This is a genomic window from Picrophilus oshimae DSM 9789 (assembly GCF_900176435.1).
Classification (GTDB): Archaea; Thermoplasmatota; Thermoplasmata; order Thermoplasmatales; family Thermoplasmataceae; genus Picrophilus; species Picrophilus oshimae.
This window is the reverse complement of sequence record NZ_FWYE01000003.1, coordinates 23,253-43,865: the sequence shown is the minus strand read 5'-3', so window position 1 is coordinate 43,865 and position 20,613 is coordinate 23,253. Positions and strand designations below refer to the sequence as shown.

At 38.7% G+C, this 20,613-nt stretch carries 22 protein-coding genes and 1 tRNA gene; 7 read left to right on the top strand and 16 right to left on the bottom strand.

Annotated elements, in window-relative coordinates; all coding sequences use genetic code 11:
• Positions 1-43: 43 nt before the first annotated feature.
• From B8780_RS05635 to B8780_RS05625, 3 genes are all read right to left on the bottom strand, one after another.
• Positions 44-2,269, bottom strand: coding sequence for a thermopsin (locus tag B8780_RS05635; RefSeq protein WP_161939681.1), 2,226 nt, complete (start codon positions 2,267-2,269; stop codon positions 44-46).
• 544 nt (positions 2,270-2,813) lie between these two features.
• Positions 2,814-2,886: transfer RNA gene (locus B8780_RS05630), tRNA-Arg, on the bottom strand.
• Entirely contained in the window at positions 2,886-3,365 is a 480-nt protein-coding gene (locus B8780_RS05625; protein ID WP_011177812.1) for an adenosine-specific kinase, read from the bottom strand. The genes B8780_RS05630 and B8780_RS05625 overlap by 1 nt, the downstream gene beginning before the upstream one ends.
• Before the next feature lie 74 nt (positions 3,366-3,439).
• Between B8780_RS05625 and B8780_RS05620 the strand changes: the two genes are divergently transcribed.
• On the top strand, positions 3,440-3,859 hold the full coding sequence (locus B8780_RS05620; protein ID WP_084272944.1) for an FAD synthase family protein: 420 nt from the start codon (positions 3,440-3,442) through the stop codon (positions 3,857-3,859).
• On the opposite strand, the gene B8780_RS05615 is transcribed toward B8780_RS05620, so the two are convergent.
• The 6 genes from B8780_RS05615 to B8780_RS05590 form a co-directional block, all read right to left on the bottom strand.
• A complete protein-coding gene (locus B8780_RS05615) occupies positions 3,856-4,677 on the bottom strand; it encodes a GTP cyclohydrolase IV (RefSeq protein WP_084272943.1) in 822 nt (273 codons plus the stop codon). The genes B8780_RS05620 and B8780_RS05615 overlap by 4 nt on opposite strands.
• Positions 4,674-5,045 carry a prefoldin subunit beta gene (locus B8780_RS05610; RefSeq protein ID WP_011177809.1) on the bottom strand — a complete coding sequence of 124 codons (372 nt, stop codon included), beginning with the start codon at positions 5,043-5,045 and terminating at the stop codon, positions 4,674-4,676. The genes B8780_RS05615 and B8780_RS05610 overlap by 4 nt, the downstream gene beginning before the upstream one ends.
• Positions 5,039-5,251 (bottom strand): KEOPS complex subunit Pcc1, encoded by a 213-nt coding sequence (locus B8780_RS05605; protein ID WP_084272942.1) that lies wholly within the window; start codon positions 5,249-5,251, stop codon positions 5,039-5,041. The genes B8780_RS05610 and B8780_RS05605 overlap by 7 nt, the downstream gene beginning before the upstream one ends.
• 57 nt (positions 5,252-5,308) lie before the next feature.
• Positions 5,309-6,805, bottom strand: coding sequence for a sodium:solute symporter family protein (locus B8780_RS05600; protein WP_084272941.1), 1,497 nt, complete (start codon positions 6,803-6,805; stop codon positions 5,309-5,311).
• Entirely contained in the window at positions 6,789-7,004 is a 216-nt protein-coding gene (locus B8780_RS05595) for a DUF3311 domain-containing protein (protein ID WP_084272940.1), read from the bottom strand. Before B8780_RS05595 ends, B8780_RS05600 begins: the two co-directional genes overlap by 17 nt.
• A 168-nt stretch (positions 7,005-7,172) precedes the next feature.
• Positions 7,173-8,330 carry a nicotinate phosphoribosyltransferase gene (locus tag B8780_RS05590; RefSeq protein WP_084272939.1) on the bottom strand — a complete coding sequence of 386 codons (1,158 nt, stop codon included), beginning with the start codon at positions 8,328-8,330 and terminating at the stop codon, positions 7,173-7,175.
• 111 nt (positions 8,331-8,441) lie between these two features.
• Between B8780_RS05590 and sucC the strand changes: the two genes are divergently transcribed.
• The 5 genes from sucC to B8780_RS05565 all read left to right on the top strand — a co-directional run bounded on the left by sucC (position 8,442) and on the right by B8780_RS05565 (position 13,730).
• Positions 8,442-9,548 carry an ADP-forming succinate--CoA ligase subunit beta gene (gene sucC, locus B8780_RS05585; protein WP_084272938.1) on the top strand — a complete coding sequence of 369 codons (1,107 nt, stop codon included), beginning with the start codon at positions 8,442-8,444 and terminating at the stop codon, positions 9,546-9,548.
• The gene (sucD, locus tag B8780_RS05580) at positions 9,549-10,403 is read left to right on the top strand and encodes a succinate--CoA ligase subunit alpha (RefSeq protein ID WP_084272937.1); all 855 of its coding nucleotides are present in this window, start codon (positions 9,549-9,551) and stop codon (positions 10,401-10,403) included.
• 36 nt (positions 10,404-10,439) lie between these two features.
• Positions 10,440-10,724, top strand: coding sequence for a hypothetical protein (locus B8780_RS05575; protein WP_084272936.1), 285 nt, complete (start codon positions 10,440-10,442; stop codon positions 10,722-10,724).
• A gap of 200 nt (positions 10,725-10,924) precedes the next feature.
• Positions 10,925-12,820 (top strand): 2-oxoacid:ferredoxin oxidoreductase subunit alpha, encoded by a 1,896-nt coding sequence (locus tag B8780_RS05570; RefSeq protein WP_084272935.1) that lies wholly within the window; start codon positions 10,925-10,927, stop codon positions 12,818-12,820.
• Positions 12,810-13,730: a 2-oxoacid:ferredoxin oxidoreductase subunit beta gene (locus tag B8780_RS05565; protein WP_011177800.1), complete on the top strand. Its 921-nt coding sequence runs from the start codon at positions 12,810-12,812 to the stop codon at positions 13,728-13,730. Before B8780_RS05570 ends, B8780_RS05565 begins: the two co-directional genes overlap by 11 nt.
• A gap of 2 nt (positions 13,731-13,732) precedes the next feature.
• On the opposite strand, the gene B8780_RS05560 is transcribed toward B8780_RS05565, so the two are convergent.
• From B8780_RS05560 to B8780_RS05530, 7 genes are read right to left on the bottom strand one after another with little or no spacing between them, the layout of a single operon-like run.
• Positions 13,733-14,062 carry a succinate dehydrogenase gene (locus B8780_RS05560; RefSeq protein ID WP_084272934.1) on the bottom strand — a complete coding sequence of 110 codons (330 nt, stop codon included), beginning with the start codon at positions 14,060-14,062 and terminating at the stop codon, positions 13,733-13,735.
• Positions 14,059-14,931 carry a CoB--CoM heterodisulfide reductase iron-sulfur subunit B family protein gene (locus B8780_RS05555; RefSeq protein WP_084272933.1) on the bottom strand — a complete coding sequence of 291 codons (873 nt, stop codon included), beginning with the start codon at positions 14,929-14,931 and terminating at the stop codon, positions 14,059-14,061. Before B8780_RS05555 ends, B8780_RS05560 begins: the two co-directional genes overlap by 4 nt.
• 2 nt (positions 14,932-14,933) lie before the next feature.
• On the bottom strand, positions 14,934-15,878 hold the full coding sequence (locus B8780_RS05550) for a succinate dehydrogenase/fumarate reductase iron-sulfur subunit (RefSeq protein ID WP_153274222.1): 945 nt from the start codon (positions 15,876-15,878) through the stop codon (positions 14,934-14,936).
• Entirely contained in the window at positions 15,874-17,556 is a 1,683-nt protein-coding gene (locus tag B8780_RS05545) for a succinate dehydrogenase flavoprotein subunit (RefSeq protein WP_011177796.1), read from the bottom strand. Before B8780_RS05545 ends, B8780_RS05550 begins: the two co-directional genes overlap by 5 nt.
• 26 nt (positions 17,557-17,582) lie before the next feature.
• Complete coding sequence (mdh, locus tag B8780_RS05540) at positions 17,583-18,557, bottom strand: malate dehydrogenase (protein ID WP_011177795.1); 975 nt, start codon at positions 18,555-18,557, stop codon at positions 17,583-17,585.
• A 40-nt stretch (positions 18,558-18,597) separates the two neighbouring features.
• A complete protein-coding gene (cobJ, locus tag B8780_RS05535) occupies positions 18,598-19,338 on the bottom strand; it encodes a precorrin-3B C(17)-methyltransferase (protein ID WP_084272931.1) in 741 nt (246 codons plus the stop codon).
• Positions 19,335-20,216 carry a phospholipase D-like domain-containing protein gene (locus B8780_RS05530; protein WP_084272930.1) on the bottom strand — a complete coding sequence of 294 codons (882 nt, stop codon included), beginning with the start codon at positions 20,214-20,216 and terminating at the stop codon, positions 19,335-19,337. The genes cobJ and B8780_RS05530 overlap by 4 nt, the downstream gene beginning before the upstream one ends.
• A gap of 76 nt (positions 20,217-20,292) precedes the next feature.
• On the opposite strand from B8780_RS05530, the gene B8780_RS05525 reads away from it, so the two are divergent.
• Complete coding sequence (locus tag B8780_RS05525; protein WP_011177792.1) at positions 20,293-20,604, top strand: hypothetical protein; 312 nt, start codon at positions 20,293-20,295, stop codon at positions 20,602-20,604.
• Positions 20,605-20,613: the final 9 nt, after the last annotated feature.

Below are 20,613 nucleotides of genomic sequence, written 5' to 3'. Positions count from 1 at the left end.
GGTATATCTATCAAAGCTTAAAGTGCATTATATAGTAAATATATTATTTCCTCTTTCGAATTAATACAATAATAGCCCCAATTACTGCGATGATGATAATTCCTGCTATTATATATTCTCCAATGTTGATTCCAGAGACTGCATTTTTTGTATATGTTATAGTTTTTGATATATTGTTTCCATTAACTACTATAGAACCAGATGATACAGAATATCCTGGTATATTACCAATTTTATATGCGTATGTTCCATTTTGAATTGAGAATATTATTGTATTTGTATTAGATGACTCATTTATATTATTTAATATTACATACCATGCTGTACCTGATGGTAATCCTGTTTCTGTGAATGTTACTGTGTATGTCTGCAATATGAATGATAGGTCAACTGTTTTACTTGCACCGTTAACTGTTACTGATCCTGATATATTCTTGTAATCTTTAGATGTTGCAGAATAACTATATGTTCCATTGGTTAGTTTGAATGTGTATGAAGTATTAGTTAAAGAATGTGTATTACCATTAAAATCAAGAGTCCAGGATGTACCTGATGGTAATCCTGTTTCTGTGAATGTAATATTATATGTCTGCAATGTAAATGTTAATGAAATTGATTTGCTACTGCCAGAAACTGTAAAAGTTCCTGATATATTCTTGTAATCTTTAGATGTTGCGGAATAACTATATGTTCCATTTGTTAATGAGAATACATAGGATGTGTTTGTTAATGTGTAACTGTGATTATCAAAAACTAATATCCATGATGTTCCTGATGGAAGACCTGTTTCTGTGAATGTAATATTGTATTTAACTAATGAGAATATAACAGATTCAGATACTGATTTACCATTTACTGTAAATGACCCAGAAAATGGTGATGGTGAATATATTTTATTTGTTGTTGCTATTGTATATGAATATGTTCCATCAGGTTCTGTGAATGATATAACGTTTGTTGAAGAGGAAAATGACTGCCCATTTGAAAGATTAACATACCATATTGTATTAGAGGGGAGATTAGATTCTGTGAAGCTTACAGTATAGTATGAAATTGAGGCTGAAAGTGGTAAATATTCGCCTGCTGTTAGATTGAAATCACCCTGGGCTACCAAAACACCCTCTGAATTATATAGCTGTAGATCATAATATCCAGGAGCTAATGTAATATTTACATCACAATTTACAAAGTTATATGAAGTCCCATTAACAACCAATGAACCTGATTTTAAATTTGATGTTAGATTAATTATACCTATATCATACTGGTTATATATCTGCCCCAGACTGCCTGTTCCGTTAGTGACTTCGGAGAATAGAGTTCCATTGTATGTATAATAAGCAGCTGAATCAGAAACATTGCATATGCCCTCTGCCGTATCAGAACCATAATTATATGCATTCAATATCTCCTGGTAGTTATGTCCATTCCAGTACTCCAACTGCAATTGAATATTAGATGATATATCATTTGTTTGCGAACCATCTCCGGGGCCGCCTAAAATAAGTGCTGCATCATAATAATCGCCATGCGGATTGTAGTTGTTACCATTAACCACAAAACCACAGTCAGATGTCAGATCATTCACGAACTTAAAAACCACGTTATCGTATGTGACCCAGCCGTGGCCATCATTGTACATAAATATTACCTCTGGCTGGTCATTGCTTGTTATTGCAGAAACGATCTTGAATTCGATTGTAGATGGATATTGTAAGTCAATGCAATTTCCAGGCAAGGATGAGGATGCATAGTCATAATAAAAGTATGTTCCAGAGGAATTGCCCACAGTTCCATTCCCGGATATTGTAGAGTTATGCATGTTTGCATTTGGAGCTGAGCTGTTCCAGACATTATCGATGAAATAAATCAAATGATTTCCGGAACTTGTATTCAAAAATGCAACATCCTGCACCCAGTACACGTATTCAGTGTCCCCTTCGTAGAAAACCAGGTTGATATTAAGCTGAAAAGACATAAATTTAGATGCATTACTTAATGAATTATTATATGTGCAGAGATAATTGATATTTGCTATGCCAAGAAATGATGTTGTATTATATTCATACGACTCATTATTATAGCCTATGCCGTAATCGGCAATACCCATGGGAGCAGGCTCTTTTGAATTATATTGAAAAACGTTAATCTGATTGGACTGCATACTAGTAGATGATTTCTCTGCTGCATATGTTTGTGGAAGCTCTTTTATCACTGCTGGTGCAGTGCTTGTGGCAGCATGCCCTCCTGTAATTAACGGAAAAGACAACATTCCAGAGACGGTTAACAAAACAATGAGAATAACAGAAACATTAGTTCTAACAATCCGACTTTTTCCCATTATGAGAATATAATTTATGTTAATATAAAAATTATTGTTTTGTATTTTTTGTAAATAAGCTTGAAGATGGACAAGCATATACTTTTGATGATATATATGAACAAGTATTGGGAAGTCCATCTCAAAAAAGTAAAAACAAATCAGTCATAGACACTACTGATAAGGACTTTAAATGAACAGATGCTCTTTCATTAATTATAATATTAGGCATAATGATATATCTAGGAAGGTATATTCGGAGTATATTGAAGAAAAATGAAACTATTATATGCATACAGACTTTCTTAAATAAATTATAAATTAAATAATCCCTTATTTTTATTTAACTATTTTTATATTTATAAAACCGGTTCAGAACCATCCCAAGAGTATATAAATAAAATTGGAAAAATATCTAATTATAGGTACCATTTAACTTATTAAAAATGTAGTATTTTCTAATAAAATAGAAAAAATAAAACGCAATAAAGAATGAGCCCGCCGGGATTCGAACCCGGATCATAGGCTCCGGAGGCCTATATGATGATCCATTACACTACGGGCCCTATGACTTGTAGCCAATATCTCTTAAAAGCTTTTTCCTTTTTTCCTTTGCAGCCTCATCCTCTATCCCAAGTGGTGAGTACCCATCGATAACGCCAAGGATTCCATTGCCATTGCTGCCTTCGTATACAATAACGCTTAAAGGATTTGCAGTTGCTGCAAATATTGTTCCAACCTCCTGACACATCTTGATGGCATTGAGCATGTTTATAGGGTATGCATCCCTTATGATTATTATAAATGTATGCCCGCTCTTTACATTTAAAAGATTTTTTACTGCAATATCAGTTAGTTCCCTGTCATTGCCATCAAATCTAATGAGCCTTTCACCGGAGGCCTCAGAAAATGCTATGCCAAACCTGCATTTTGGTACACTTGTAACAACAATCTCCTTTAAATCCTCTATGGTCTTTATAAAATGTGAATAACCAAGAATTACGTTTGAATCATCTGGTCTTTCAATTACTATTTCCCTTATCATAATAATAAATCAATACATCGATTAAAAGCCTTTTGAAACTAAAAACTCATTAAGATGTTTGACATAACATTTTCATGAAGATCATGGCCACAGGAGTCTTTGATATATTGCATCCGGGTCACATACATTATTTATCAGAGTCAAAAAAGCTTGGTGACTATTTAATAGTTATAATAGCCACGGATAAAACGGCAGGCAGCCATGGAAAAAAGCTTATTTTCAATGAAGAGCAGAGGAGATTTATGGTATCGCAGCTAAGGATGGTCGACGAGGCGATAATCGGCCATGAGGATGATATTTTTAAAACTGTATACGAGGTAAGGCCTGATATAATAACACTTGGCTATGATCAGCACTTTAATGATTCTGAGATAGAAAAAAAATGCAGGGACCTTGGATTAAACACCAGGGTCGTAAGAATATCAAAATATGATGGGAAGATAAAAAGCTCATCTGATATAAGAAGGAGAATTATCGAGCTTTATAATCGTTAACGATTTTTTAAATATGACCTTATATTGGCTGTGTAATCCTCTATTTCCGCGTATGCATTGTGTGGATGTATGCTCTCAAAGCTTTCAGATCTTACATCCATGTAAAGGTTCATTTCAGGCTCCATAAAGGCTGCCTTGTAGGCTATCTCCCTGACAACGTCCTCAACAAATTTTGGCCTTTTGTGGGCCTCTATTATCATCTTACCCTCGTCATAGCGCTTTAGCATGTTCCTTACAGGATATGAAAAAGATGACTCAAGTATATCTATTAATCTCTCAAGATGCGCATCCTTAATGTACTGAATTTTCAATGAAGCTTTATTTCTCTGGTTATGTGATATGCCTATATCACCGTATGATACATTATAGTCATAGAGCATTATTGATCTTATTGTTTCCATGGCACATGGGCATACGGTCATACCCTCGGCGGAGACCTCAACATATCTTTTAACATCATTTTTATCGCCCTCGGCAATTAATGAAACCGGATAGATCTTGTTATTATAATAAAAGTCAAATGAAAGATTAACATAACCGCTGCTGGAATAATTTATTCTTGAAAATAGATCATTGTATATATCGTATGCAACGTCATTTAAATTATATGAAGATCTTACTGATTCAATAGTTCTTGACATGTCCAGGCCCTTCCTGTCAGGATTCAATGAAACAGATATTGATACATCCACATATGAGTCAAATGACTCGTTATTATAATTTAATTTAACACGCCTTTTAAATGATTTTATACCGGCCCTTTTTATTGGTATCTCATAATCAGGTCTAAACCCCTGGACATCCTTAAGCTCTATCAATTACCTTCACCCTTGCTGGCTTCCTGATACTTTTTTTGTAATGATTCCTGCACCTCGCGGTACTTTTGTTCAAGTGATTTTTGCTGGTTTTCTAGGGTCTTGCTCCTCATCTGGCTAAGTTCCTTCTGTTCCTCAAGATCATTTATAAGTTTATTTTTATCCTCAACAAGGTACATAACTGGTCCAACACTTTTATAAACAGGTGTTCCTTCAGAAATTGACTTTAATTCCTTTATGGTCTTGTCAAGCTCCCTTATAAGGACATCGAGCTGGTACCTCTGAGAGGCTATGCTCTCTATCTGTGCCTCTATGTCCTGTGCCTGCTTTATCTGGTTCTGTATATATGCACTTAAATTTGGCTCTACCAAACATTCACCTCCATAATCTTCCTTGTCACATTTAACACCCTGGCTATTGTGGATATCGCTGCCCTGGCCGCATTAACATCAAGGGCCTCTATGATTATATTATTTCCTGAAATGTACACCTTTGTCCTTTTATTTTCTTCATCAATGTCGGGTTCAACAGCCCTTAGATAACTATCATTATCTAGGGTTATTGTGATCTTTATCATTAATACTTAATAATATATAATTATTTAAGATGTTTCCTTTTATAAAAAATATAAATTTTATTCATCTAAAAATTCATGATCCTCGATTATGCCCTCGTTCTTTATCCTGTGCATTGCGGCCATTATAAGCATACCAAGGCCAACAACGGCAAGGTTTATCAAAAGCGCTATTATGCCGACGTACATAAAGAAGAATCCTTTATAAAGTGATGTCTTAAAGTGCAGATCAAACAAAAGGATCATTGTTGTTGCAAGACCTGCAAGCCAGCCCAAACCAACAGGATATTTATTCAGTTTTCTTGTAAACAGTGCAAGGTAAACAGATGGCAACGTCTGCATTATTATTGCACCGCCTATTGTCTGTAAATAGACTATCTCACCAGATGCCGCCGGAACCAGTGAAAATGCCAGAGCCGCAACTATCACAACAACGACCAGAACCCTTGAGAGGTTTGTCTGGGCCTTTTCTGTTGCATTTGGATTTATATATTCAAGATACAAATTCCTGGTTAAAAGATTTGCAGATGCAAGGGCCATTATTGATGCAGGCACTATGCTGCCGACAACTATTGCCGCAAATGCAAACGCGGTGAACGTTGATGGGAATACATGAAGCACCAAAAGAGGTAACGCCTCGCTGCTTACCTTTGGATAGGCATTGAAATAAACAACAGACATTATACCGATAATTGCAACGAACATTAACAGCACGTTGTATAAAGGTAAAAGAGCCGCATTTCTTTTTATTGTCTTAACATCCTTTGAGCCAAGTGTTCCTGTTACAGCATGTGGATATAAAAACAGTGCAAGTGCAGATCCAAGGGCAAGAGAGACATAGCCTATATCTATTGTTGGTGATATATCAAGAAGATTTGGGCTTATGGTTGCAGCCTTTGAGAATATGTTTCCAAAGCCATGCAGCTTCAATGGTATGTAAACTATTATTACAAGAACTGCAGCCCATATTATGGCGTCCTTTATTATTGCTGTTAGGGCCGGACCCCTGAGTCCGCTTACAAATGTAAAACCTGCAACGAGCAAAAATGCTATGATTAAGCTTATTGATATTGGCAGTGAAAGCGATGCCAGAACGTATTTTATGCCTGTTATCTGCAATGCTATGTATGGTAATTCTGCAAGTACACCGGTTAATGCTATTAACATGGCCAAAAACCTAGATGAGAACCTGTCCTTAACAAAATCGGCTGCCGTTATGTAGCCACGTTTCTTGGATACATTATAAAGCCTTGGCATTGTCCCGTAAACTATAGGATATATCATTATGCCGTATGTTATTGCGAACATTGCAAAGGCACCACCACCTATGCCCGGGGTTGCAGCGGCACCAGGAACTGCTATCAATGTGTATGCAGTGTAAAGGTCGCCACCAAGCAAAAACCAGACAACCACTGTGCCGAATCTTCTCCCGCCAAGGCTCCACTCACCATGCTTATGTATGTCATCTGGCTTTCTCCAGAAGTATGCTATGTAACCTATGAACAAAACTATAAATATTATGATGAAGAACAGTGCCAGATCAAGGTCTGTGAACATTTAAGCCCCTCCTTTCGTGCGACTCTATTGCATAGACCGTGTATGTCAGTATTGCAGCAAGAAAGATCCAGACCAGCTGATACCAGTAAAAGAACGGTATCCCAAAAAGCTCTGGCCTAACACGCATATAAATACCCACGCCCAGAACCATAAAAAAGTATGGCAGGGCCAGAAGTATAAACTTCAGTATGGCATTCATTGTCAATATTATAACTACGTTGTATAAATATTTATTGAGTAGTATTATACTAAAACCTGCGCGGGTATTATTTATAAATATTTCTAATAATATACGTTGATGCTGGTTTTATTTGAATTTTAAATATTAAAATGTTATGCAATATTTAAATATAAACTTTTTATTATCTTATAAAATATCAAGCCTTTTTATTGCCTCTATTGATCTCGATCTTATGCTTTCTATATCATCATTGAAGATTACATTTCCTGAATCCATGTATTTTATCATAATGCTTTTCAGCTCACCCCCGCATTCACATCTATCATTGCTGTTAATTGGTAAAACGTATATATTTCCGCAATCATTGCATTTATAAACGTCCTTGATGCCTGAAAACTTACCCCTCTTTGTTATATTCGTTCCCTCAACGTTTACAATATCCAGTGAGAAGTCCACGGGCTCTGCTGATGCTATTGATGTGCCGATACCAAATGCGGAGACGCCTGCATCAACCAGATCCTTAAGATCCTCAAGTTTTAGACCGCCTGAGGCCATGATCTTTATATTGTTATAACCCCTTATATTGAGCTCCCAGCGAAGCTCTCTTACAATATTTTTAAAGTTTCCGCGCCTTGATGCCGGTGTGTCAAGTCTTATGTAATCAAGGCCCGGAAATTTTTCAGCTGCCTTTATCGCGGCGAACTTTTCATCCATGAACGTGTCTATTAAAATGGTCTTTACGTCACTGTTTTTATAAACGGATTCCCATGCAGCATCATCACCGAGTATTATCGAAAGCGCATGCGGCATCGTACCAACAGGTTTAATGCCAATTAAACGGGCACCCAGTATACCTGAGACTCCAGATGCGCCACCTATGTATGCGGATCTATCAATCATTGGTGATATTGCAGGGTTCATTCTTCTTATTCCAAATGAATAAAATGGTATATCTCCAAGTACTTTATATATCATTGATGAATACGATGATATCCCGGAGGCCTGGCATAAAAATCCAAGCAGTGCTGTTTCATATATTGCAAAATCAAGGTATCTTCCATGTATTATTAAAAACGGCACCGGAACACCTTTTTCATCGCGGTTTTTTATTAATGTACCCTCTGGAATTGCATAAACATCAATTTTTTTATCCCTGAGGAGGTTTAGGACGTCGTTTAAACCTGTAAAATTTATATATTTATATTTGGTTGATGAAACCGTTACCTCAGCGTAAACTTCCGGATTCTTACCATTGAGCTTAAGATCCTCAATTGTCCTCTCAAAGTATATATCTGCCGTTTTTCCATTTAATATATCATCCTCAGATGCTATTGCGAATCTCATTTTCAAGATAAGGTCATTTGATTATTATAACTTTTTTAAGTGATTATAAAGGATAATTTTAGGATTTAAAATAGAATTATATATTATTTATTAATTATAACGGGATAAATTATGAATCTTTATGAATACATGGGCAAGGAAATATTTAGAAACTATGGAATACCGGTACCTGATGGGTACACAATAGAAAAAACAGATGAAATAAGGGATGTATCCTACCCTGTGGCAATCAAATCGCAGATATTAATAGGAAAGCGTGGCAAGGCAGGCGGCATAAAATTTGCCGATAATAAAAGCGATGCTGTTAAATATGCCTCAGAGCTCCTTGGTTCAAAGATAAACGGCATGACTGTGACAAAGCTTCTTATAGAAAAAAAGCTCGATATTAAAAAGGAGCTTTACCTTAGTATAACAATGGATAGAACAAACAGGGCTCCTGTAATAATAGCATCCACGGAGGGTGGCATGGATATAGAGGAAGTCCCGGACGATAAGATTGTAAAGAGGGTAATAGATCCATTAATAGGTTATTCACAATACATAGGCAGGGAGATAGTAAGCTCGATGAAGCTTGACGCCGATCTTTCAAAGAGTTTTCTTGAAATACTTGAAAGGCTTTACAGGGTCTTTATGGGCGAGGATGCACTCCTCGTTGAGATAAACCCGCTGGTCATAGATGGTAATAAAAATATAATAGCAGCTGATTCCAAGATTGTCCTTGATGACAACGCACTTTTCAGGCATAAGGAGATAAACATAAGAGACCCGGAAAAGACAGAGCTTGAAATAGAGTCCCAGTCAAAGAGCTTTACATTTATTGAGATGGATGGCGACATTGGCGTTATAGCAAATGGTGCCGGACTAACCATGGCAACTTTAGATGCGTTAACACTGCACAACCTTAAGCCGAGGAATTTCCTTGACCTTGGTGGAACAGACAGCATTGATATAGTAAAGGATGCATTTTCCTTTGTAATGAAGGCTGATCCGGACATAATCTTTGTTAACATCTTCGGCGGTGTTACAAAGGCAGATACCGTTGCAAATGGTATAGTTGCCTCAAAAAAGGAATTTAACATCACAAAGCCAATAGTTGTAAGGTTAAGCGGAATCCATGAGGATGAGGGAAGAAGAATATTAAAGGATAACGGCATAAATGCGTTTTCAAACATGAACGATGCTATACTAGACATCGTTAAAATAAAGGAGGGAAAATAGATGGTATTAATAAACAGGAATACAAGGGTAATTATACAGGGAATAACAGGCCACCAGGGATCTTTCCATTCCGGCGAGATGCTAAAATTTGGAACAAACATCGTTGCAGGGGTTTCACCAGGAAGGGGTGGCTCAAAAATTAATAATATCCCGGTCTATGATACAATTGATGAGGTAATGGATCTAAAGCCTGATGCAACAATGGTATCTGTTCCGGCACCGTTTGTTAAGGATGCAGCACTTGAGGCAATAGATCATGGAATAAAATTTATATATATATTAACGGAACATGTGCCAGTCCAGGATACAATGGAGATTGTAAACCAGGCCAGAAGGAAGAACATATTCATGATAGGCCCAAACGGTCCTGGAATAACAGTCGTTGGCGAATCAAAGATCGGCATAATGCCAAACAATATATTCAGAAAGGGCAGGGTTGCTGTTGCATCAAGAAGTGGAACATTAACCTATGAGATTGTAAATGCAATAACACAGGCCGGCCTTGGTGAGAGCACCGTCATAGGTCTTGGCGGCGATCCAATAGTTGGCACAACATTTACGGAGGTCGTGAGGATATTTAATGAGGATCCTGAGACAGATATGATCGTCATGGTTGGCGAGATCGGTGGCAGCGAGGAGGAGCGCGCGGCATCTTATGTAAAGGAGCATGTAAAAAAGAAGGTTGTTGGATATATAACCGGAAGGAGTGCACCACCAGGAAAAAGAATGGGCCATGCTGGCGCAATTATAGAGAAGGGTGCAGGCACAGCAGAATCAAAGATAAGGGCATTTGAGTCCGCAGGTATAAAGGTCGCAGAGTATCCATACCAGATACCGGATCTATTAAAACAATGAAAAGGTTAAATAACTTTTTTAATATTATTATATATCATGAAACCGCATATAAATAAAAACAGGCTTGAGGAATATGTAATAGAAAATCCATCCTTTAAATTATATGAAAAAAATGATTATATAGAGCTGCATTTTTTCCCAAATACACCTGAGGCACAGGCGCATTTTCCTGATGGCGAGCAGGTGGAGCACGTCATGTACGGCGAGATAATAGATGATGACATATACTTCTATAAATTTGAAACAAACAGCAGCCTTGGTAAGACCGAGACTGAGATACTGGATGATGATCCCATAATGGAATGGCTAAAATACATATAAATATATAATGGAAATAATATAATTAATCGTCTATCAGCGAATTACCTGTATTCCCTTATAATATATAAACATTTTTTGATTTTTTAGAGATAATATCTTTAATAAAGAATTCGTCATTTGATATTTTTATTTTTAATCATTTTCTTTTATCCTTAAGAAAAATATTTAAAACGTGGTGTAAATATACTAACCGATAAAAAATGTCAGAAACAGATATAAACCTCCTGATTGGCGGCCCGCAGGGTGGAGGTATAGACAGCGCGGCAAATATGATAAGCAGGGCCTTTGCACTTGCTGGTTATAATGTTTTTGGTGTCAGGGAATATCACTCAAATATAAAGGGCAGGCATAGCTATATACACTACAGGATCATGAAGGAAAGGCCAAGATCGCTTAAATATCCAGTTGACTTCATGGTTGCACTTGACCCGGATACAGTTTTTGAGCACATGGATAATGTTGGCAATGGCACAAAGGTCATCTATGATTCATCATTCGATTCCTTCGAGTTAAAGAATGCAAGGATGATGAACCATGACACGATGTCCAGGGTTAGATCAATACTTGAGGAGGCATCCCTAACACCGGATATGAAGGGAATCTCGGCATATTTAAAATCAAAGGGCGCCGAGATATATTCAATACCATTTGAAAAATTAATAACACAGAACAGTGTTGATGGTCCGGCAACACGTTATTATAACACACTTGGAGCGGCAATAACTGTTGCCATGCTGGGCCTTGATGAGGATCATATGGATGATGGTATTAGATACGCATTCCGTGGCAAGGACAAGGTTATAGAAACAAACCTGAAGGTTGTAAAATCTGGATACGACTATGTAAAATCATTAAATCTAAAGATAGATAATCTTGAGGTTTTTGAGAGGAAGCCAAGGTTAATGCTCAGCGGCAATGACGCCGTTACAATAGGAAAGCTGATGGGCGGCCTCAGATTTCAGACCTATTATCCAATAACACCTGCAAGCGACGAGAGCACGCTGCTTGAGGCTCATGAGGATGTAAAATTATTATCAAGGGAAAATGAAAAATTAAAGAGTGCAGGCGTCGTTGTTGTTCAAACTGAGGATGAGCTTGCTGCTGTTAACATGGCAAACGGTGCTGCCCTAACAGGTACAAGATCTGCAACAGCCACGTCCGGACCTGGATTTTCTTTAATGGCAGAGGGTATTTCATTCGCCGGAATGACTGAGATACCGGTTGTTGTTACATTTTACCAGCGCGGTGGTCCATCAACAGGCTTACCTACAAGGAATGGCCAGGCGGATCTCCTGTTTGCACTGAACACTGGCCATGGTGAATTCCCAAGGATAGTCATTTCCTCAGGAGATGTTGAGGAATGCATATACGATGCAATGAAGGCATTAAATTATGCACAGAGATACCAGATGCCTGTAATACACGTCATAGATAAAAACCTTGCAAACACAATGGATTTAATACCGACAGTAGATCCAAAAAGGGTCAAATTGATTAAATCCGAGATCAGCAATGAAAAATTAATAAAAAGATACATGCTTGATACATCAAATGGCATATCACCAATGGGCGTCTTTGGAAGGAACATATTCTGGATGACCGGAGATGAGCACGACGAGCTTGGCCATGTAACAGAGGATCCTTTCATAAGGGACAGAATGATGGAGAAGAGAATGAAAAAACTTGAAACCGCAGATGCAGAGATACCGCTTGAGGACAAGGCAATCCTTTTCGGTGATGAGAACGCTGATATAACATATGTAACATGGGGAAGCCAGAAGGGGCCGATACTTGATGCAATAGAGGAATTAAAGAAGGATGGAATAAATGCCAATCTGCTTTACATAAAGATGTTTGAACCGTTTCCATCTGAATTTGTGAAAAAGGTTCTCGGCAGGGCAAGGCTTATTATAAACGTGGAGAGCAACATGACAGCACAGGCTGCAAAGGTAATAAGAATGAACACAGGTATAGAAATAGAGAATAATATATTAAAATACAACGGCAGGCACATGACGCTTGACGAAATTTTGAAGGCCACGAAGGATATTATTAAAAAGAATGGATATATGGTGGTGCTTAACAATGGCTCATAATTTTAGGAATGATATAACAATAGATTGGTGCCCGGGATGTGGCGATTTCGCCATATTAACGGCACTGACAAACGCGCTTGGTGAGTTAAATTTAGATCCAACAGAGGTTGTTGCGATCTCTGGCATAGGCTGCTCTGGAAAAACACCGCATTATTTAAATATTGCAGGTGCACATACACTTCATGGCAGGGCAATACCTTATGCCGTTGGTGTAAAATTATCAAATCCAAAATTAAAGGTGTTGACAATAGGTGGTGATGGCGATCTTCTTGGCATAGGTGCAGGTCACTTTGTTGCCGAGGGCAGGAGGAATTCCGGCATCGTTGTAATAATGTTTGACAATGGTGTCTATGGATTAACAAAGGGTCAGGCAGCGCCGACACTGCCGTTCGGTGAGAAAACAAAGAGCCTTGCAAGACCAAACATTATGGGAAAGATAAATCCTGTTGGCCTTGCACTTACCAGCGGGTACACTTTTGTTGCCAGGGCATTTTCATCAGAGATAAGACAGCTAACTGAAATAATTAAAAAGGCATTAAATCACAATGGCTCGGCATTTATAGATGTGCTGCAGCCATGCCCTACATACAATGATGTAAACACACTTGACTGGTACAGGAAGCGTGTTTACAAGCTTGAAAATGACAAATCCTGGGACCCTGTAATTAACAGCGATGATGAGCTTGAAGCAAAGTTCATAAGGTCATATGAGAAATCCATGGAATGGGGAGACAAAATACCAATAGGTATATTCCTTGAGAACAGAACAATTCCATCGTACCCTGAAAGATTAAAGGATATAGTTCCACAGTACTTTGAGAATCCACCGGCACTTCAGGAGGTCTCCGATGCTGATGGTTATACAATAGTTGATCCAATTGCAACCTTTGTTGATAAAAATATAGAATAAAATTATTCCTTTTTACTATTTTTCATCTTTTCTAAATAATCCTTTAAAAATTTTACATCGTCATTTATATATTTTTCATCTTCCTGAACCCAGAGAAAGCCACCTGCGGAATCAACAATCTTTCCCTTTAATTTTAAGTCCTTGACCAGCGGCTTCCAGTTAAATGGTATCTTGGATGTGACGAGCATGTACATTTTACCGCTGTTTCTTATATGTATCTTTCCCCAGAAGAGGTCACCAACGCGGTAATCTATTTCCCTTGCAAATGGCTTCCCGCCCGGTCTTTCAGATACAGGCTTCTCCTCACCAAGCTCTGCTTCATCTATTTTCATGAGATACCACGCTCCGCAAGGTATTTCTTTGCCAGTTTGCCAAGGCCAAGCTCGTCAGGTGTGTATCCAAAGGAAAGACCTATTAATTGTGATATGTATATTGCTGGCAGTGTCCAGTCCTGGTTGAAGTGATCTTTTATTTTTAGCTGTGTTACATCGAGCTGCAGATGGCACAATGAGCACGGATGTACAAGAATCTCTGCACCGTTGTTTTTTGCAGAGCTCAAAACGTTGTTTGCAAGCTTGAGTCCGGCATCGGGATTGCTGCCCATTAATGGAAAACCACAGCATGCAGTGGCCATCTGGAATGCAACCGGCTCTGCGCCTGTTGCCGCAACGAGATCCATGACACTATGCGGGCTGAACGGTGATTCAAAGCCCATGACCCTGTATGGCCTTAGAAGCTGGCAGCCATAGTATGTTCCAACCTTTATGCCCTTTAATGGTCTTTTTACATGCTTTTTTATATTATCTATGCCGACATCCCTTATTAAAACCCATATGAAATGCTCCGCTGAAACGCCACCCTCGTAATCTATATTTGCACGCTCAAGCCTTTCGTCTACCTTTTCCCTTAAAACAGTATCATTGTTATACTTGTCAAGTGCTATTCTATGGCTGTTTAGGCAGACACTGCATGGTGTTGCCATCTTTTCAAGGCCCATCTTCTTTACATTGTTGAGATTTCTCAGATTTAATGCTGTGTGTATCTCCTCACTGCGATCATCCATGAAACCGCCGCCACAGCAGTTCCAGTCATCAACCTCCATCAGTTCAAGATCAAGATCCTTCGCTATGAGCTGCGTTGCTATATCTATATCCTTTGCTATACCGTGTGATGCACATCCTGGATAGTAAGCAACCTTCATTTTTATTCCTCCATAATCTTCTTTATTTCATCAATACGTTTCACATTATTATCTTTTGAAAATGCGTACTTTAATTTTCCCTCCTCAAACATGTATTTCATATCCCTCATTGCCTCGGTTATACCAAACGTTTTAAGATAAAGTGATGATTCCTTTATTTTTCCTGTTTCGGCTATTGACTCACTTACAGCATCATCATGCTTCTTTGCCATTACAGTAACAGGTGTGTCCTTTTTAAAATCATTAACATAGGCCTTTGTCTTCTTTATTGCTATAACAGGCTCGATATCCCTTGGGCAGACCTCATAGCACATGTAGCATGATGTACAGCGCCATGCACTGTCCATTAGTATATTTATTCTTTCATCCCTTATTGTATCCCTGGAATCTGCCAGGAATCTGTATCCCTTGGCATGTGCGGCAGGGCCCAGGAAGTTTTCATCTATGCGAACAGATGGGCATGCGGAAACGCAGAGGCCGCACCATATACACTGTGCAAACTTCCAGACCTCTTTTTGATCCTCTGGAGTCATCCTTGGCTCGAAGTCGCCCTTCAAAACCTCGTCATCAGCGTACAGTCTTGGCTTTACCCTGTGCATTCTGTCATAGAACTCATCTATATCCGGTATTAAATCACGCTCGGTTTCGAAATAGCCCATTGGCTGCAATGTAACCTCATTTTTTTCATCTGCTATATCCAGTGCAAGCGTCTTGCATGCCAGCCTGGGCTCACCATTTATTATCATGCTGCAGCTTCCGCAGACGGCCATATGGCATGCAGCACGGTATGATAATGATGGATCCTGCTCTGTCTTTATTCTTCTTAAAACCTCGGTCATCTGTGTGTATCTATCAACCTTGACCTTATATGACTGCCAGGATTCACCATTAGCCTTTGAATACTTTCTTATTTTTACTGTTATTTCTTTTTCCTCAACCATTTTAATACACCCTAACCTCAGGCTTCCACCTGGTCATCTTGACCGGCTTGTAATCTATCCTAACATCCTCATTTGATAGATATGATATTGTGTGCTTTAACCAGCTATCATCGTTTCTGTCAGGAAAATCTGTTCTGTAATGCGCACCACGGGATTCCTTTCTGTTTAGGGCGCTCTCGGCTATAACATATGCAACATCAAGCATGTTTCTAAGCTCAAGGGCATTGAAGAATTCGGTATTATAGTTATTGCTTTTATCTGTTACGTATAATGATTCGGCACGCTTTCTTAAGGATTTTATGTCAGAGACGGCCTTTGAAAGCTTTTTCTCATCACGGAATATGCCAACATTGTCCCACATTGTTTCCCTTAAATCGTTTAGTATCGATCCAAAGTGCTCGCCTGTCTCCCTCTTAACGTATTTATATGCATCATCCAGTGATTTTTCAGGATTTAAATCCGGGATGTCATGCTCCTTCTTTAGGAATTCCACAACATTTTTGCCTGTCTCCCTACCATAAACCAGCGTTTCAAGAAGGGAGTTTGAACCAAGACGGTTGGCACCATGAACTGATACACAGGCAGCCTCTCCGGCCGCAAATAATCCCGGAAGTGGTGATGCACCTGTTATATCAACATCTATGCCGCCCATGAAGTAATGCTGGGCCGGCCTTACAGGAATCATCTCCTCTGTTGCATCCACACCGGCAAATGTCTTTGCAGCCTCATAGGCAAGGCTTAATCTTTCTATTATATAATCCCTGCCAAGATGTGTTAGATCAAGACCAAGATAGCCTCCAGGAAATCCACGGCCCTCGTTTATTTCTATGGTCATTGACCTTGAAACAATGTCCCTTGGTGCAAGATCAAACTTATGCGGTGCGTATTTCTCCATAAACCTTTCATTTTTATTGTTTCTTAGTATGCCACCCTCGGCCCTGGCGGCCTCACTTATCAATATATCAGATGGATAGAGACCTGTTGGATGGAACTGAACAAACTCAGGATCCTTTAACGGAACACCGGCCCTAAGCGCAATGCCATAGCCATCACCGGTGTTTATATAACTGTTTGTGCTGTGCTTGTATATCATACCAAGACCGCCTGATGCTATTATTATGGCTTTGGCAGTAAGATATATGGGCTCAAGTGAGCGCATTTTAAGTGCCACAAGACCTGCGGCCTTCTTCTCCTTTAATAGATCTATTACATACCATTCATTGTAGAAATCTATGTTAAAACCAGATGCCCTTTCATAAAGCGTATGAAGAAGGGCCATGCCTGTTTTATCACCAACAAACCTCGTTCTTGGATATGTCTGGCCGCCAAAGTATCTTAATGCTATCCTGCCGTCAGGCTGCCTGTTAAACGGTGCACCCCAGGAATCAAGGGTTCTTACTATTTCTCCAGATTTTGATGATAATAGCTCTGCAGCATCCTGATCTACTAAATAATCACCGCCCTTTATCTCATCATAGCTCATGTAATCTGGATCGTCATTTGGATCAGAGTTTCCTGGAATGTATGCTGCTATACCACCCTCTGCGGCTGATGAATGCGACCTTGTTGGAAAAACCTTTGAAACAACTGCAACGCTATAGCCGGCGGATGCAATCTCATTTGCGGCCATGAGACCGGCAAGGCCTGCACCCATTATAACTGCGTCATACTTCATCTTTTCCATTACTTTCGCCCCTTTAAAATAAATATTTATTGATTTTTTGCAAAATAATCATCGGCTATTGCACTGTTCTTTTTAACAGATTCAACGCTTTTCTTCCATGCCTCGAGCTCATCTTCATTGAATTTTAGATCGTATATCTTTTCAACACCATTTTTGCCAATCTTAATTGGAACGCCTATGAAGAGATTATTTACCAGATATGTCTTTGAATGCTCGCCTGTTATGTAAGCCGCGCACGGTATCACGCGCTTGCGGTCATTTACTATTGATTCAACCATTACCGCTATTGATATGCCCGGTGCATAGAATGCGGATCCGGTCTTGTAAAGGTTGACAATCTCACCGCCGCCGAATCTTGTCCTTTTTACTATCTCATCTATTTTTTCCCTTGGCAAAAGATCCTCTATTGGTATTCCAGAGACATTTGAATATCTTATAAATGGTACCATGTCGTCCCCATGGCCGCCTATAACGAATGCATTTACATCCTCAAACGATACGTTTAGCTCCTGTGCAAGGAATGTTCTGAACCTTGTGCTGTCCAGTGAGCCACCAAGGCCAATTATTCTTTCAGGGCTTATTCCTGATGCCTTGTATATTGCATATGCCATGATATCAGCAGGGTTTGTTACAACAACGATCTTTGATTCCGGTGAGTATTTTTTTATGGCCTCGCCCACAGATTTCATTATGCCTATGTTCTTTAAAAGCAGGTCATCCCTGCTCATTCCGGGCTTTCTTGCAAGGCCTGCCGTAACAACTATGACGTCTGAGCCCTTCATCTCAGCATACTTTGATTCATCTGCAGTGCAGAATCCCTTTATATCAAGATCATAGCCCCAATGGGGTGCACCTTCAAGGATATCAAGTGCCTTGCCCTCTGCAAGGCCATCAACAATATCGAAAATGTATATATCACCTGTCTGCCTGATAGCAAGCGTCTGTGCAACAGTAGCACCAACAGCGCCTGCACCTATAACTGAGATTTTGCTTCTTGCCATGACTAAATATTAAACGGTAAATTAAAAATCTTTTTATTAGCTAATTTATTTTTTTGACATATATCCTCGGCGTTATGATGAAATTTTTGAATGTATATGAATTTGAGTTGCCTATTAGAATTATTGTGAACATATCTATATTGTATGATAAAAAGTTTTTTATATTAGTGATTGTAATGGATTCATTTTCCCTGTAGGCATTTCTAATTACAGCAACAGGCGTTTCAGGCTTTCTATATTTTATTAAAAGATCGTGCAGCTTTAATATAAGCTCCTTTCTTCTACGACTCCTTGGATTGTATACTGCAAGGGCAAAATCGCCGAGTAATGCATATTCTATTCTTTTTATTATTGTCTCTCCAGGGGTTATTATATCACTGAGGCTTACAACAGCAAAATCATTCATCAAAGGTGCACCAACCAAGGATGCTGCAGCGTTTAAAGCAGATACCCCTGGTATGACCTCAATATTTAAATCAATGTTCCTTGAGGATAGTATTTCAAGCACAATGCCGGCCATGCCGTATATTCCGGAATCACCACTTGATACAAGCGAAACCTTTTTCTCCATTGAGAGTTCAATGGCCCTCTCCGCCCTTTCAATCTCACTGGAAACGTCGTTTGATATAACATATTTCTCCCTTAAAAGATCCTTTATAAGATTAATATAATATGAATAACCAACGACAACGTCCGAGTCCTTTATTGCATTCAATGCCCTTAAAGTCATATTTTCGATGCTGCCTGGCCCTATCCCGATGATGTACAATTTCCCTGTCATTTCCTGCCACCCGGCCTTTTTTCCGCCATTTTCCAGTCCTTTTTAAAAGTCCTTTTTAATAGCGATTTGTATTTATAACTTTTAAATATGAGACCGACCTCCCTGTTGTTGTTTAGACTGGCCTTTGTGAAGTTCTGGGAGCCTATGAATCCATACTTTGAGACCATCATCTTTGCATGCATGTAAATCTTATTTTTTGGCATGTACCTTATCCTGACACCGGCATCCCTTAATCTTAAAGAATTTCTGTAATCTGTTTCTGAAAGTGTGTCAGGCAGTATTATTTTTAATTTTTTACCCTTTTTTATCATTGCGTTTAAAATCTTTTCATCGTCTCCAAGCTCCTCACTTTCTATAAGTATCTTCCTGCTGTTCTCTATAAAAGATAGTATTGCATCTTCTGATCCAGGAGAGACAACGAGAGAGTCAGAATCACCGGCCATTTTATCATTCCAGTCCGCATCGAAGATTTTTTCAAGATTTTTTCTTATTGACCTGGTCTTTTCTATTATTATGTACTCACGGTTTCTTGAAAAAGCAGCCTCCGTGAGATTGGCCGTGCCTATCATAAAATATTTCTCATTAAATAGATACTTTGCATGGTCAAAGGATGAATCCGTTTCAAATCTTTTTGGCGCCTTTTTTACGGCAGCACCTGTCTTTAACAGATTTTCAAGCTCGTTTTCTGCATTACTGTCACCGCATGGCCTGCCATCAATGATGATTTTTACATCAAGGCCCCTGGAAACAAGCTCTTTTATCTCGGAGAGTATCCTTTGGTCATCTATTAGATAAAAGTTCATGTAAAGCCTCTTTTTCGAGGATCTTATTATATCTATAACTGGTGATAGAGTATCCTCAGGTTCCCTATAAATCATGTTATGGTATGCAATACTTTTATAAAATATATTTTGAAATTGAAAGTTTTATATACAGATTTTGGATAAATATCAGATGATCTATCCATCCTATCTTGAACCATATCAGGGCTACATAACGTTGGTTCTGGTCTTTGTCGATGGCCTGTTATTCGGCATGGTTGCAAAAAAGGCCATTGTTGCAGTTGTCTTGCTGGTCGTTGCATTGATTATAGCATCATTTATAGATTTATCGTTTATACCACATATAAGCGCCGCTGATGTAATATCAAATGTGACAAAATATGCATCAACCTATGCCTCAGATCTGCACCTGCAATCTTTAACAATAACGTTCTTTTTGATTGTTTTTATCATAGGCCTTGGCATAGGAATATGGAAGGGATAACAATAACTT

Bases quoted from the DNA above. Each gene is read 5' to 3' on its own strand.
- B8780_RS05545 (WP_011177796.1), bottom strand. From the start codon at position 17,556: ATGGAAAAGATGAAGTATGACGCAGTTATAATGGGTGCAGGCCTTGCC.
- B8780_RS05560 (WP_084272934.1), bottom strand. From the start codon at position 14,062: ATGAAAATAGATGAAGCAGAGCTTGGTGAGGAGAAGCCTGTATCTGAA.
- B8780_RS05625 (WP_011177812.1), bottom strand. From the start codon at position 3,365: ATGATAAGGGAAATAGTAATTGAAAGACCAGATGATTCAAACGTAATT.
- sucC (WP_084272938.1), top strand. From the start codon at position 8,442: ATGAATCTTTATGAATACATGGGCAAGGAAATATTTAGAAACTATGGA.
- B8780_RS05575 (WP_084272936.1), top strand. From the start codon at position 10,440: ATGAAACCGCATATAAATAAAAACAGGCTTGAGGAATATGTAATAGAA.
- B8780_RS05590 (WP_084272939.1), bottom strand. From the start codon at position 8,330: ATGAGATTCGCAATAGCATCTGAGGATGATATATTAAATGGAAAAACG.
- sucD (WP_084272937.1), top strand. From the start codon at position 9,549: ATGGTATTAATAAACAGGAATACAAGGGTAATTATACAGGGAATAACA.
- B8780_RS05570 (WP_084272935.1), top strand. From the start codon at position 10,925: ATGTCAGAAACAGATATAAACCTCCTGATTGGCGGCCCGCAGGGTGGA.
- cobJ (WP_084272931.1), bottom strand. From the start codon at position 19,338: ATGACAGGGAAATTGTACATCATCGGGATAGGGCCAGGCAGCATCGAA.
- B8780_RS05605 (WP_084272942.1), bottom strand. From the start codon at position 5,251: ATGATAAAGATCACAATAACCCTAGATAATGATAGTTATCTAAGGGCT.
- B8780_RS05595 (WP_084272940.1), bottom strand. From the start codon at position 7,004: ATGAATGCCATACTGAAGTTTATACTTCTGGCCCTGCCATACTTTTTT.
- B8780_RS05530 (WP_084272930.1), bottom strand. From the start codon at position 20,216: ATGATTTATAGGGAACCTGAGGATACTCTATCACCAGTTATAGATATA.
- B8780_RS05555 (WP_084272933.1), bottom strand. From the start codon at position 14,931: ATGAAGGTTGCTTACTATCCAGGATGTGCATCACACGGTATAGCAAAG.
- B8780_RS05620 (WP_084272944.1), top strand. From the start codon at position 3,440: ATGAAGATCATGGCCACAGGAGTCTTTGATATATTGCATCCGGGTCAC.
- B8780_RS05565 (WP_011177800.1), top strand. From the start codon at position 12,810: ATGGCTCATAATTTTAGGAATGATATAACAATAGATTGGTGCCCGGGA.
- B8780_RS05600 (WP_084272941.1), bottom strand. From the start codon at position 6,805: ATGTTCACAGACCTTGATCTGGCACTGTTCTTCATCATAATATTTATA.
- B8780_RS05525 (WP_011177792.1), top strand. From the start codon at position 20,293: ATGATCTATCCATCCTATCTTGAACCATATCAGGGCTACATAACGTTG.
- mdh (WP_011177795.1), bottom strand. From the start codon at position 18,557: ATGGCAAGAAGCAAAATCTCAGTTATAGGTGCAGGCGCTGTTGGTGCT.